Below are 14,269 nucleotides of genomic sequence, written 5' to 3'. Positions count from 1 at the left end.
ACCGTTCTCGATAAAGATGCCCATAAACCAACGGTGAATAAGCCAGGCTCGGGTGAAACCAATGTGACTGGAAAAGGAACCCCAGGTGATGAAATCATCATTACTGATGGTAACGGCAAAGAAATTGGAAAAGGTACGGTTGATTCGGAAGGTAACTTTGATGTGAAAACAGATCGACCATTAGAACCTAATGAAGTGATTACAATCACACCCAAAACGGATGGGAAAGCAGGAACATCTACCAAAGAGACGGTATTTGATAAAGATGCTCATAAACCAACCGTTGACAAACCAACAACGGGTGATAGTAATCTAACTGGAAAAGGAACCCCAGGTGATGAAATCATCATTACTGATGGTAAAGGTAAAGAAATCGGAAAAGGTACGGTTGATTCGGAAGGTAACTTTGATGTGAAAACAGATCGACCATTAGAACCCAATGAAGTGATTACAATCACACCCCAAACGGATGGGAAAGCGGGAACACCGACAAGTCTTAAAGTCTTTGACAAATATAGTCATAAGCCAGATCTTAACCCAATGAAAGATGGCGATGAATTAGTTTCTGGAACCGGAGTGGCTGGTGATGTAGTTATTATAATTGATTCAAAAGGTAATGAAATCGGAAAAGGTAGAGTTAATATACTTGGGAAATTTTCAATCAAATTAAATCGTAAACTGAGCGGTGGAGAAGAAATCTCGGCTATTCCTTATACAGATGGTATGAGAGGAACTATGATTACTAAATCCGTAATGCATCAAAGTGATAGCAAAAATGTTCTTCCGCCGGCCGGAATAAGTAATAATTACTCATTCTTACTTTTAGGAGTATTACAAATAGTTTTTGGAATTAAAATATATTTGAAGAGAATGGGTGAAAAAGAATTATAATTAGACCTAAATTTTAAACAAGTGCTCATTGAGAAACCATAGATTGGATCTCATAAGCTTAGAGACACTTGGAAAACGCGGAGAAATTAGCGCATCCTTAATTCAATGATCTTTAATTTACAATGTAGATAAACCTACCTCGAGAGTTATTAAAGCTTCACCCCGTTTATAATAACGGGGTGTTTTTTTGTTATCGGTTTAGAAAACCACACGCTATTCGTGTGAGCGTGTGAGAACGGAACTAGGTCAGTTCCTACCTATGCATATAGAGTTGTAACAGAAAAAACCCTCAGTGTTATTGTAAATGTGACTGACAATCGCAAATATAAACAAGGAGGTTATTACTTGACACCAAGAGAGAGTTGATGAATAAACTGAGCATGTTATTAACGTTTTCGTTGATAGTTAAAAGATTTATGGAGCACGTAAAATAAAGACAGTACTAGTCCAAGAAATATTTGTCTTATCACGCAGACGAGTATCGGGAATTTGTTGTTCGTAAACAGTTTGAAGTAAGAGTCAGCGACCTAACCTATGTAATGGATGGACATAGCTAGAATTACACTTGCACCACTATTGATTTATATATTCGTGAGATTGTGGGACACAGTTGTTGACAAAAGAAAAATAGCAAATTGTTTCATAAGGCGTTTGCAAAGATAAATTCAAGTTTAAGATCGATTTAATACTTTCATTCATATTGAGGAAGTGAGTTTGGTAATTACCTGATTGACGATATCTGTTCAACAGTTGGTGATTAAGTCGTAAGGTTAACTACATTTGACAATACCATCGCTGAGACAAAATTCAAGACAAAAAAAGGAGGTTGACAAAAAGCACATTTTCTCAATACTTGAGGAACTGGATTATGAGTTTGGATAATTGTTGAGTGGTTTAATTCCAAATTACTTCATGCATAGAACACCATTAGAATAGAAGCAACATTCTATCACTAATTTGTATATATCTGTTGCAATTTTAAGGCGAAATTTAAACCCGAAAAAATAGAATGTTTTATAAGAGAAGAAAACGTAAAAAGAGAATGAGTGGAATGATGAATCACTTGAGATGGAACTTGGAAGAGAAAACGGTACTTCCAATTAGCCTAAGACCTAAATATATTGAGGAACGAAACGAGATTGGTCAACTCGAAATCGACTCCATCATCGGTAAGAAACATGAAACTGCAGCGATTATATCTATTGTGGACCGCTGCTCAAGAATGATCTGGCTTATTAAAGTAGAATATCCAAATTATTATTACACATTAAACAAAATTCGAAAATTTATTGAAGAAAATAAAATAATAATCAAATCGATAACAGTAGATAATGGACTTGAATTTAAAACATTAGGGATTACAGTTAAGCGGTTGTACGTAAAGATATATAAGTGTAACTCGTATTGTTCTTTTCAAAGTGGAACTAATAAACGCGAGAATGCAATCGCACGATGGTTTATACTAAAAGGAAAATCGATGTCTAATATTTGCTTCAAAATTGCCTCAATGACGCGACAAATATTTGAGGTCAAAAAGACTTCACAGCATTATTTTTTCTTTCTGAATCGATTTTGATTTGCAATGAGTATCAAACCAATTACAAAACAAGCGATGGCACCATAGAGGGGTGCATCGGGGAGTCCATAGGGTGGTAGCGTTTTAACACCGTTACTGTGTGCTGGAAGTTCATGATCGCTTTGAGTAGAACGGTAATTTTGACTTGTAACAAAAACTTGTGAAGAGCGATTGTTCATCGGACTTGGGGAAATAGAGATTGTAAAAATAGAAACCATGCTTAGAATCGAAAAAAATGTTTGTTTCATCGTAGACCTCCACAATAAAAGGGGATTATTAGTACCTTATATAGGTATCATACCAACGATTCTATAAAGAATGAAACGAAATACCCTGAAAGACTTAATTGATTTAGAAGAAAATATGCCATATTTGTAATGTTTTTCTAACAATTATCATGAATGTTTCACCTAATTGTATTAATGGTGATTTAAAGGCTCAATATGTTTGATAAGGTGTTTCTATTAGCCTCTTTAAATACTTGTGTTATATTTATTTCACAAATATAACGAATAATAATGATAGGATACTTTAAAGTCTATATCATTTTCATCACGTGTACGATGTATGATTTTATGAAAAATTATTTAGAAAAGAGGAGACACTATGTTATTTACGAAGAACCGTAAAATGCGACCGGTGAGTATCGTCGCATTAGTATTCGTACTAATTGTATCGCAATTGACAATTTCTGCTAATGTACCTGAGGAGGAGCTTCCCCACGAAGCGATGCTAACTGCGGTGATTGATTCCAAACAATCGAATGTCGTGATCGAATCACCTACGAAACCTTACACAGCGAGGCAGCATTGACATTGAATTTCAGTGATTCAGAGTGGATTAAAATTAAGGATGAATTTAATCCACTCATGTTTAATGTGCCCGACGAAGCTACCCTAGTCCATGTTGAGGATCCAGTACATACGGATAAGGACTTAAAGGCTAATACCCTTCAAGATTTAACTCAAATTAAGGTAAAAGAAGAAACGAATGGATTCAGTTTAGATTTTAAAGATGTAGATGTTAATCCACAATCGTTTAAAATGGTGTATGAAATTCTTATTAATGAAGACTTAAAGATGGTTGATGAAAAAAATATCCTGCTGTAGGAGCCGTTTTAGATCAATTAAGAACTGAAATCGCTTCGTTAGAATCACAAACAAATTATGTAAATGATGAAGATGAAAAGAAGCCTCCAAATGAAGTGAGCGTGCCTAAGGAAAATTAAATTGATGAAATCTTGCCAGTATCGAATGAAACAAAGCCGGTACTAACAGGTGAAATTGAGTTGAATCTTGAAGGCGAAACACACGCTAAACTTCGGTATAAGTGTCAATTAATTAGTGAAAAATTCCTGTGAAAATGGAAAGTTATACGAATCAATCAACAGATTTTAGTGTTGATATTTTCACAGATGACAAAGAATTTGTAGAAATCAGCTATAAAGTTAAATTTTATCAAGACTCACTTGATAAAATAACAGCAGATTCCACTATTTTTGATTTCCATTATTTAGAAAATGGAGAACGTGCTGTATATAAATATGAACATGATTTTCCAGAAGAAATAACTCTTTTTACTGCGACCCAGGAACAATTCATAATCAGTGATAAATTAGAGGAATACAGTACATCGAAGTTTGTACGTAAAAACCCACATCAAATGTCGGAGCATTTAAACTTGTTGTTGATGAATTACTTATATCAAATGAAGAGGCAGGTATTGAAAATCAGTATCGTTTCCAAAATTTAATTTCATACCAAATTAACAGTTATATTTCTGATCAAATTAAGAAAGGGACAGATTTAGATACGATTAAAGAAAATTTAAAAGAAGGATTTGAATTTGCTACCGATGAGTACATTTTTAATCAATATTCTTTTAAGCAAATGGATAAATCAGAACTTGATAAACTCGAAAATTATCCACTTGTAATCAATGACTTTATTGCTTCAGAAAATAAAATTGAAGAAACGTTCCCGGTTCAGCCAATCGGTGGCAGTGATCACAAACTGAAGGAAGCTGGGTTTAGTGAGATTAATGGAGGCTTAGAATTAAAATGGGAAGGGATTTTAAATTCAAGTCGTAACCATACGATGAACAACTTAAATCTTGCGTTCATAATTCCACAAATTGTGAAAACATCTGGTCTTGGAAATTGGGATGTTAAGACTTAAGTAGACATTAGCAACTTTAATGTTAAGAATGATGGTACATTAGAACCTTGTAATCAATATCCTTCAGTTTCAGAAGAATTTAAGAATACATCAACTCAAGGAATTGAAGCTATTGAAATTCCGCTGGTTGAAAAAATATTGTTGTAAAATATTTTGTAACGCAAACGTATGTCAATGATAATCTGCAATTAGAAATTGAAGGGAATCAGTTGGGAAGACTCACAGCGTCACTCGACAACAAGCAGCTTCTACGTTCAGCAGATAATAAAAAAGTATATCCAAATTCAATCATCATAAAAGGTGAGAAGCGTGAGGAGGCAATGCCAACCAGTTTAATTTGGGATATTCGATATAATAGTGAATTGGTTCGTAAAGAAAATGATGGGTTTAATTTTAGAATAAATAAAGATACCATTAAAGCTTACCATGCAGACCAAGAAGATAAGTATATCGAGATTCCAGCAACCTATGACACAATGAAGTTTAACCATAGCGTAATCGTTGATAGCAAAACGATTGAATAGGAGGGTCGTTTTGACGTGGTCTGGAATGATGAAGGTACAGATGCACAATTTCGTCTTAAGTCGAAAGAAACGTTATCTGAACCCGTAATGTTTCGTATTATTCTAGAAAACAAAATCAATGAGAAATATCAATCAGGTAAAACGATTCGAGATGAATTAGTGGATTCACCAAGTCTTAAGTTTGAAGGTGACGCAGAAGCTAAATCTTTTACAAATGGACAGGAAATCACAGGCACTGAGCCTACAGAAGATGAATTAAAGGAACGCGAAGCAACAAATTATTTAGTATTGTTGGATAAAAAACCTATTATGATTGACTATCGAACCAAAGAAGTCATTTGGGGAGCCTCCATCAATACAACAACAGCTCACTGTATCGGACTACCAGGACTTTCCTATATAGATAAATTGGGTGAAGGACTTGAATTTGAACCGATGGATAGCGAGCATAAATTGCTTTTGTTTAAAATTGATCCAGCAGAGAACTCATACCGTGAGTATGAACAATTCCGCCATGAAGTTCAAAAAATCATGGATGATTCAGCACTAGAATCAGCAAACATTTTTGCTGCTGTTACTGAATTACTAACGAAACCTTTAGTTGAAGAAGGTGAGTCGGACAAAACTTACGGTCAAGTAGCACAGTTACTCGATGATACATTAGTGGGATATGCTTCTCTTGAAGATTGAGAATCGTTAAGTACAAAAAAATATATTGTTTCTCGACCGAAAGCTGATCCAACTTATGCTGATAAGATCAAAGGTATCGTTCTTAATGGTGTTGGTAATGATGTACATCAATCAGATATAAACAAAAATGATTTTACGAAAGACGCTGATATACGTGTTGAATTTGTTGATTCTGACAAAGCAGTCGGAAATGGAGAAGAAGACGATAACACTTATTTTCTTTTATCAAATCTCAACCGCACCACCCAAGGTGCGGTTGAGATTTGAATTTAGGAAAGGGATTAAACGTAATCAAGTTTGATCCCTTTCTTCTATTCTAAAACAAAATATTCTGTATTTTAGAATAAATATTTGTAGAGTTTGCATTCTACCCCCCTCTTTTATTATAAAGTTGACTAATCAATCGAATCCATAAATGGGAGGAATATTTAAGTGGGAAGTATAGGGTGTAATTTAGAAATTGCGAATAAAAATAAACAGTAATATAAAATCAACGCTCAAAACCAGATTATATTTTAACTCAATGTAATACCCCTAACAAAAACGTCTATAATCCAACATAGATTGTCTTGGTCGTTTTTAGTAGGAACTGATGTGATATAGGTCGAAAGAATTCGTAAAAACTGATAAACGATTTGGTTGATCGTAAGATCATCACGAAGTAAATTTTCGTGCAGATGAAATAAGTTGAAAAACGGTTGAAAGTAGTTTTCTTGCCAAACTAAATAGAGCGTATCGCGCATTGATTGAGATTTTAGGGATTCCATATCATGAATCAATAAATTAAAATTCATGGGATGCTTTTCTTGAATAAATAAACTCATGGATTTTAAGTGGGTATTCAAATCCATACTACTATTTTCAGCGATAATTCTTAAATCATCACCGATTTTTATTGCAAAATCATTGAGAACCTCAAAATAGAGAATTTCTTTACTCTTAAAATAGTGATAAATAGCTGGTTGTGTGATTCCAAGATCACGTGCAATATCACGAGTAGAGGTTTCTTGGTACCCATATTTCATGAAATATATGTGGGCAGTCTCAAGTATGTGTTTTCTTATCGATTTCATATAATCACCTTTACAATATTAAATCAAAAAAAAAGCACAAATACAATCATTAGGCAAATTACTTATCAGGTGATAAAAAATCTGATAGAATGTGTTTATCGGCTGATAAGGAGGAAATATGTATTTAGCTATCAAAGAAATTAAAAAAGAAAAAGGACGTTTTGCAATGATTCTTATCGTCATGACCTTCATTGCTTATTTAGTGTTTTTCCTGTCTAGTCTAGCATACGGTTTGGCATCAATTAATCGTACCGCTCTTGATCAATGGCAGTTTGATTCAATAATATTAAATAAAGATGCAAACCAAAATGCACTTGCATCCTTTATTACGAATCAACAAATAGAATCGATGGATTTGAATGTCAAAGATGCATTGCGAATTCGTGGTATTACAGCTACGTTTGGTGATGAGCAAGACGATGCAATTTTGATTGGTGCAGATGCATCGCACTTTTCAGATATAGTTACACTTCAAGAAGGTGAATATCCGCAAACACAGCACGATATTCTTATCTCAGCTGATATTCGAAATGAAAAACAATTAAACATTGGTGATAGCGTCAGAATCTCTAAATACGGAGATTATAAAATTATCGGGATTACAACTTCTAGCAATTATAATACGAGACCCGTTTTTTATACTAACCTAGAAGGATCTGAATTGGATGATGACAATCTTTACAACGTGATTTTGGGAACAAACTCAAGTGAAGACTTTGAGACCTTATCAAAAGCTGAATTAATTGATAATCTACCAGGATACAAAGCACAAATTTTAACATTTGGTTTAATGATTGGGGCACTATCGATAATTTCGGCGCTTATAATTGGTGTTTTTATGTATATACTCACAATGCAAAAGAAACCAATTTTTGGTATCTTGAAAGTTCAAGGATTTAAAAATAAAACCATCATTAGTTCGATCATTATTCAAACATTTATTTTAACTGGAGTTGGACTTGGTCTGGGTTTTATTTTATCTGAAATTACTTGTTATGCCTTAAAAAGTACGGTTCCCGTTGCGACATATGTGCCTCTTTCCATAGGGGTAACTATTGCAATGATTGTATTCTCTCTTTTGGGATCGTTATTTTCATCACGGATTATTCTTAAGATTGATCCATTGAAGTCATTGTAGGAGGAAATGTTATGATATATTTAGAGTCTGTAACCAAATCGTTTAACGACGGAAAAAATCGCGTTGAGGTATTGCATCCAGTAACATTACACGTAAATCGAGGTTCTTTTGTTGCTATTGTGGGTCCTAGTGGTTCTGGTAAATCCACACTCTTAACCATTATGGGTGCTTTACAAAAACCGACACAAGGTACTATTACCATCGATAATCATCAACTTTCACACCTAACGGAAAATGAACTGTCTTCATTGCGATTTAATACACTTGGGTTTATTCTTCAAACCTCCAATTTAATTCCATTTTTTACAGTTTATGAACACTTTCAATTTAAAATTAAAGAATCAAAGCACAATATTGCAGATCATGAAATTCGCAAAATTTTAGAGTCCTTGGACATTGATAAGCTTCGTGATCAATATCCAGAAAGTCTTTCGGGTGGTGAACGTCAACGAGTAGCAATTGGGTTGGCGCTGATACTAAAACCGAGTATTATACTTGCCGATGAGCCAACGGCGAGCTTAGATACTGATCGCGCATTCGATGTGGTAAAGTTATTAAAACGTATTACCAATGAATATAATACCTCTGTCATTATGGTGACACATGACCTTCGCATGATTGAGGAATGTGATGAAACATATGAAATGGTTGATGGTACACTTAAGCAAATTTAAAGCTTCGAAAGGAAGTCTATGAAAGCATTATTAATAAGTACGATTCTGTTTAATATCTTTGCCTATCTAACGATTATCATTCGCCCGAAACTATACTCTGTAAAGATCTTTAAACCGATGATTTGGAATTTAAAATTATCATTAATCCCCTTTGTGATTGTTCTTATAACAACAGCAGTTACCTTTGGGACACGGTATGTTTATGCTCTCACGCATTCTCATATCATTTTGTACCTATCAAATATAATCTTTGTATTGGGGTTCGTTCTTTGGTTGGCCTTGCTTCCGAACGCTGCTTATTTACTCACCGAGTTAAATTTAACCCACAGAGAGATAGATGAACATGAAGTTCCAATTTGGTATGATATTATTTCGGTAACCTCGCTTGCATTGTCGGGTATTATAAATACGATGATGAATATCATGATCGTACAGTTGGGATATTTAATTATTATTGATCCCATAATCGTTCAAACACGCGATCAAGTCATCATTCAACTATCAGCAGTAATTATTATTCTGTTGCTTTCGGTGGGCATTTATCTTGGACGTGAGGTGAGATTTAATTCATGGGATTTATTACATCCCAAAGATTTCATCGTAAAATTTAGAGAGCATTTCAATCATCCGGGAATATGGAAAAACTTTTTTTATTTTGTGCTTTTTCATCTAATCTTCTTATTACTTGTTTATAATCTTCTAGGACTAAATAATATTTATTCTTTTTTCACATCACATTAGGTTTCGTTAATGTGATGTGCAGTTGTTGATGGATAACATGATTTTAGGAAAATTATATATTTGCAACCATTTGGTTGCATTTTTTGTATCACCCATTAATTTTCATTAAGAACAGATTATTATTTAATGACAGTTATTGCATAAAGATGGAGAAATCGTATGTTAAATTTATTGAATACCTTGGATCGTAATCATTATAAACTGATTACTTATCTTAACAGTGACGCACAACCACATGCATCAGTTGGGGATTTGTCGAATCACTGCAAATGTTCTGAAAAAACAATTTATACCTACCTTGATCAAATAGCTCAGGAGTGGGAACCATTATTAATTATAGAAAGCTATAGTGGACGATATTATGTTGATGAGTATAATCAAAAAACCAATGAGCAGATATTAAGGACATTTTTGATGCGATCGTTATCAATTACTCTTTTCATTGATATTGTAAAGAATCCAGAAACATTAAATGAAGATCGTATGAAGCAGTTTTATATTAGTGAATCAACTTTTTATCGAACTTTACGTATGATGAACAAAGAATTTGGATCAAGCGCAATTCAGTTTAAGCGAAATGGTAGTAGACCTGTCAGTATTGTATCCGAACAAGAGCATTATATCCGTAAGTTTGTAACCTGTTTAATTCTAGAACTTTATGGTACGAAAGATTTGGATGATATTCTAAAAATTAATTTAGAAGAAGCGAAATTAGTGATTCAAGAAGTTTTTGATCGTAAAGGGATATACTATGATAGTCTTACACTGATATTCAGTGTAACTTTATTTGTGGTTTCTGAATTGAGAGAGCGACAAGGGTTTCACAGTAATCTTTCCATGATACCTGCTACTATGGTTGAAGGGATAGATTTCTCAAAGATTTTTGAAGGATATCGTAATTATACAACAACTCACTGTATGCAAAGCTTGTCCGAAGTACTGTACTACCATACGTCAATTCTTGATTCAAGTGAAACAAAGGTATTTTCGGATGCTTTTCTTGATGAACTTACTACCAAACATGATTACATTTTGAGTAAGGATACTCAAAATTTTATAAGTTTAATTCATCAAACCCTTTTAAATAACTACAGTCTGTACCCTTTTAAAACATCTTTGTTTATTGATCGAATTGCGGATTTTATGCATGCGTTTTATGAAGAACATCCAAAGATTCGTAGCGATTTTTACCAAGCGCTTAACGCTTCGCAGACAATCTCACTTAATCCTGATTTATATCTCGATGATTTATTGTATTGGTCAATTATGAATTGTTCAGATATTTTAGATCAAAAACCAAAAATCATGCGCATTTTAATCTACTCGGATTTAGGCATTCAGCACGCGATGTACATACGAAACAATTTGATGTGTCGATTTAAGTTGGATGCGACCCAAATTCAAATCGATTGTATGAGTTACTTCGAACTTACTTCGATGGATTATGACCTATGCATCGGAAATACCCCCACCACGAGTGATGTTATTTTGATTGATGACTATCCAAGTCAAAAACAATACATAAATATTCTAAGGAAGATCATTTTTTGATGTGATTTTCATCACAATTAGATAGAACCAACATCTACAATATGATTGTAAATCGTGAATGTAAGACACCCTTTGCTTCCGTTATAATAATAAAACAAAGGAGTGTTATGATGAAAAAGAAATTGATGATTACATTATCCAGTTTTTTATTACTTCTATCTATAGTTCCCTTAAGCGCAAATTTTGAAGCGTTTAATCTCGAAAGTCATGCTACTATGACCTATGACACCTTTAACAGTGGTGAAAAAAACAGTATTGAGTTCAAGTTGAAGGCAACGGGTTCTCATACAACATTTACAAATCTAAACATAGAGGTATCCAAGCCGGATTTTGTGGAAATGGACATAAGCTCTATTAAAAATGCTTTAGGTGATGGATATCAGGTAAATGCAACTAAGCAAAGCCTTGTAATCTCACGAAACGTCTTTGAATCGGGAACATACCTTGAAGTTCCTTTGATTTTTACGGTACCAAATGGTATTACGAAAACAACTGAAAATGTATCGTTTGATATCAAGGTATCTACGGATCAACGATCCAACCCAACGCTTCACTTAAATACAAAAGTTCAAGCGAGCAGTCCTTTAAAGATTACGAAAGCATACGACGGGTTAAAGAATCAAAAGTATCAAGGTTCTTTAGGATTAAGTCCTGGTATGGAAAGTGTTTGGGTTACTAAGGCACAAATTGATCGTCAACCTCAAGGACAACTTTTTATTAAAGAAGGAACCCAAATAAAAATCCAAGAAATTTACCATGAATCTTTAGAGTACAACGGAATGATTGAAGGTCCAAGTCCTGATTCAGTCGATTTGAAGACGCGTACTTTAGTATGGTATTTTGATGCTCCGACGTACAATGAACAAGAACAATTCGATACAAGCCTATTCCAGAAAAATCTTAAAGTAAATTATCAAGCCAAACCTGGAACTTTGGATGCACCAGTAAAAGGTGTAGGGGTTACCTCGCAACTTGAGTTTGTGAATGTGGATGATGTGGTTCTTGAAGATAAAGGGTATGCGGAAACGACGCTATACCCATCGGAAAGCGAAACTCCAGAAGTTGATGGGAACTGGTATGTTCCTGGACACTTTAGTCCTATTGATCCATTTGGAAAACATTCAACTGATTTTGATGCCTTGAATAAGCGTCCAACGGTATACCCTTGGGCAACGTTAACGTACGCGCATCAAATGACAGCTTTAGAACACGGTGCAGATGGACGTTATGCTGAATATAAATGGAACTACTATATTAATAAACATTTGCGTTTAGAGTCATTTAAAGCGCCAGGACGCTTCGATTATCGACCAACAACAGATTATGGAGATGCAACACCATTGCACGAACAACCCATCCTTCATGCTCATGTATATAATGAACAAAAACAACGCATCGCAACATTTAAAGATTTAAAACATGATCAGATTATAACTCGTAAAGAAATTTTAGAGAAAAATAATTTACCGGAAACAACGCAAATTGCGCACATCCAATATGATTTTGAGACAACCGTTCCCGGAATGATGATTGATGAACCACTTCCTCAAGAACATAATGGTCTATCCCGCATGCCTACCTACACATTTACAATCAAAGACACGTGGCGTGAAGATGCGAAAGAGAACATCACAGCCTTAAAAAATGAAATGGATATTGAAACTGCATTTACCTATGGAAGCAGCACTGTCTTCGTACGTGAACTTTATAATTTCAAAGACAATGCAGAAAATGATTACACAATCACATTCCCAGATGGACGTGTGAATGCATGGTTTGAAGGATTTCATTTTCTCGCTGCACCACGCTGGGCTAATGTAACTGAGAATCAGGAAGCATATCATCCAACGGTAACCAACAGTATTGAGTTACTCGAGCAATTTAAAGGTCAAATCTATAAAGGATCAAATAAACTTAAGATTCAAATAGTGAATGAACCATCATCCGTTGGTGCGGTGAAGGATAACGTTCATTCAATTATTTATGTACCAAAGAGTGTGCACTTTAAAGATCTTAGTCCACAAGGAAACATTAAATCAATTGAACGTCTCAACCAAAGTGCAGGAAATCACGATGTTTATCATGTTACATGGAATCTCGGATACCTTGCTCCCTATGAATCGACACATCAAATTTTTGATGTGGATATCACAGGTGAATTGCAAGATCTTAATCTAAAAATATTTACATTACTTGAAGCAAATGAGACATTTGAAACCCTTGCGGTCACCAATCCTACAATCCAAGACACGCTTGTCATTGATTATGATCGCCACACAACACAAAGTCTCTTTGAATCTAAAAAGATGCTTCAAAGTCAAAATCATTATCAGATGATTTCGGATTATCAACTCGAAATCAAAAAATGGGTCAAAAATGCACAGGACACATTCTACGATACTCAAGCTCATATTGAATTGGATGATAAAATTGATTATAAACTTCAACTCACCAATCGTACGGGGAAAGTGATTGATCAATTTGTGTTAATGGACATTCTTCCAAGTATTGGTGATCGTGGAATTACAGACTTTACACAGCGTAACAGTGAATTTGATGTAAGTTTAAATGGTCCGATAGGTGTTGATGAAACGCTATTTAATGTGTTTTATAGTACGACTTCCAGTCCAAGTCGTCAGGATTTAAATGATGTCCTTACAACTGAAGGATTTGATGTTATTGAGGACCATGATACATCAAATCCAAATTGGGTGCTGGCAGAAAATGTAACGGATTGGAGTACAATTCAAAGTTTTAAGATTGAATTAAAAGATCAACAACAACTTTCAGAACTTCAGGATTTTGAATTTGTTTTCCAATCTAAAATTACCAATCCCGATGTGGTTGCTCGTAAATTAGAAAGCACACCCAATCTTACTGCATGGAATTCCTTTGCAGTCGCAATCAATGGTTATCCTGCCATTGAACCGTTAAAGGTTGCGGTTCGAACTGGCACCACAATACCCGAAGACAAGCCAAATGAACCCTATGAAGAAGATCCAAAGGAAACGCCTAAAGAAACGCCTAAAGAGTCAGATAAACCAACTCCAACACTACCAAACACAGGAATTGCATCGTCAAAAATGCCTTACCTAGCAATTGGAGTAGGAAGTCTCTTTGTATTTAATGGATATAAGAAGCGCCGAAAATAAATAAACAGACATAAAAACAAACAGTTTTAAACTGTTTGTTTTTACTTTTAGTTACATGATAGAATGAAGTTAATATGATGGA

13 protein-coding genes and 1 pseudogene are annotated in these 14,269 nt (G+C 34.5%); 12 read left to right on the top strand and 2 right to left on the bottom strand.

Features of this window, described 5'->3' with window-relative positions:
• Window positions 1-891 (top strand): Ig-like domain-containing protein (locus EPJ89_RS02210; protein WP_200548900.1); only part of this gene is annotated, 891 nt, incomplete at its 5' end.
• Window positions 892-1,888: 997 nt separating this feature from the next.
• Window positions 1,889-2,467: pseudogene (locus EPJ89_RS02205) on the top strand (IS30 family transposase); the annotation flags it as partial.
• Here EPJ89_RS02205 and EPJ89_RS02200 read toward each other — a convergent pair.
• Window positions 2,440-2,715, bottom strand: coding sequence for a hypothetical protein (locus EPJ89_RS02200; protein WP_003774606.1), 276 nt, complete (start codon window positions 2,713-2,715; stop codon window positions 2,440-2,442). The pseudogene EPJ89_RS02205 and the gene EPJ89_RS02200 overlap by 28 nt on opposite strands.
• 561 nt (window positions 2,716-3,276) lie before the next feature.
• Here EPJ89_RS02200 and EPJ89_RS02195 point away from each other — a divergent pair.
• The 5 genes from EPJ89_RS02195 to EPJ89_RS02180 all read left to right on the top strand — a co-directional run bounded on the left by EPJ89_RS02195 (window position 3,277) and on the right by EPJ89_RS02180 (window position 5,858).
• Complete coding sequence (locus EPJ89_RS02195) at window positions 3,277-3,576, top strand: hypothetical protein (protein ID WP_003774608.1); 300 nt, start codon at window positions 3,277-3,279, stop codon at window positions 3,574-3,576.
• A gap of 253 nt (window positions 3,577-3,829) precedes the next feature.
• The gene (locus tag EPJ89_RS02190) at window positions 3,830-4,219 is read left to right on the top strand and encodes a hypothetical protein (protein WP_003774609.1); all 390 of its coding nucleotides are present in this window, start codon (window positions 3,830-3,832) and stop codon (window positions 4,217-4,219) included.
• Window positions 4,220-4,356: 137 nt separating this feature from the next.
• Complete coding sequence (locus EPJ89_RS02185; protein WP_003774610.1) at window positions 4,357-4,644, top strand: hypothetical protein; 288 nt, start codon at window positions 4,357-4,359, stop codon at window positions 4,642-4,644.
• A 209-nt stretch (window positions 4,645-4,853) separates the two neighbouring features.
• Complete coding sequence (locus EPJ89_RS08750; protein WP_244660790.1) at window positions 4,854-5,168, top strand: hypothetical protein; 315 nt, start codon at window positions 4,854-4,856, stop codon at window positions 5,166-5,168.
• A 15-nt stretch (window positions 5,169-5,183) separates the two neighbouring features.
• Window positions 5,184-5,858, top strand: a complete 675-nt coding sequence (locus EPJ89_RS02180) for a hypothetical protein (protein WP_244660789.1) — start codon at window positions 5,184-5,186, stop codon at window positions 5,856-5,858.
• Window positions 5,859-6,373: 515 nt separating this feature from the next.
• Here the strand turns inward: EPJ89_RS02180 and EPJ89_RS02175 are convergent.
• Entirely contained in the window at window positions 6,374-6,931 is a 558-nt protein-coding gene (locus EPJ89_RS02175) for a TetR/AcrR family transcriptional regulator (protein ID WP_123245001.1), read from the bottom strand.
• A 118-nt stretch (window positions 6,932-7,049) separates the two neighbouring features.
• Between EPJ89_RS02175 and EPJ89_RS02170 the strand changes: the two genes are divergently transcribed.
• The 5 genes from EPJ89_RS02170 to EPJ89_RS02150 all read left to right on the top strand — a co-directional run bounded on the left by EPJ89_RS02170 (window position 7,050) and on the right by EPJ89_RS02150 (window position 14,187).
• Window positions 7,050-8,069, top strand: coding sequence for an ABC transporter permease (locus tag EPJ89_RS02170; protein ID WP_003774613.1), 1,020 nt, complete (start codon window positions 7,050-7,052; stop codon window positions 8,067-8,069).
• Window positions 8,070-8,080: 11 nt separating this feature from the next.
• A complete protein-coding gene (locus EPJ89_RS02165; protein WP_003774615.1) occupies window positions 8,081-8,743 on the top strand; it encodes an ABC transporter ATP-binding protein in 663 nt (220 codons plus the stop codon).
• A gap of 18 nt (window positions 8,744-8,761) precedes the next feature.
• Window positions 8,762-9,484 (top strand): DUF1361 domain-containing protein, encoded by a 723-nt coding sequence (locus EPJ89_RS02160; protein WP_003774616.1) that lies wholly within the window; start codon window positions 8,762-8,764, stop codon window positions 9,482-9,484.
• A gap of 159 nt (window positions 9,485-9,643) precedes the next feature.
• Window positions 9,644-11,035 carry a helix-turn-helix domain-containing protein gene (locus EPJ89_RS02155; RefSeq protein WP_200548899.1) on the top strand — a complete coding sequence of 464 codons (1,392 nt, stop codon included), beginning with the start codon at window positions 9,644-9,646 and terminating at the stop codon, window positions 11,033-11,035.
• Between the two features lie 110 nt (window positions 11,036-11,145).
• Complete coding sequence (locus tag EPJ89_RS02150; RefSeq protein ID WP_200548898.1) at window positions 11,146-14,187, top strand: peptidase; 3,042 nt, start codon at window positions 11,146-11,148, stop codon at window positions 14,185-14,187.
• Window positions 14,188-14,269: the final 82 nt, after the last annotated feature.

It is taken from the genome of Erysipelothrix sp. strain 2 (EsS2-6-Brazil), from assembly GCF_016617625.1.
Lineage (GTDB): Bacteria > Bacillota_I > Bacilli_A > Erysipelotrichales > Erysipelotrichaceae > Erysipelothrix > Erysipelothrix piscisicarius.
Note: the sequence above shows the minus strand (reverse complement) of the source record. Positions and strands in the feature narration are given on the sequence as shown.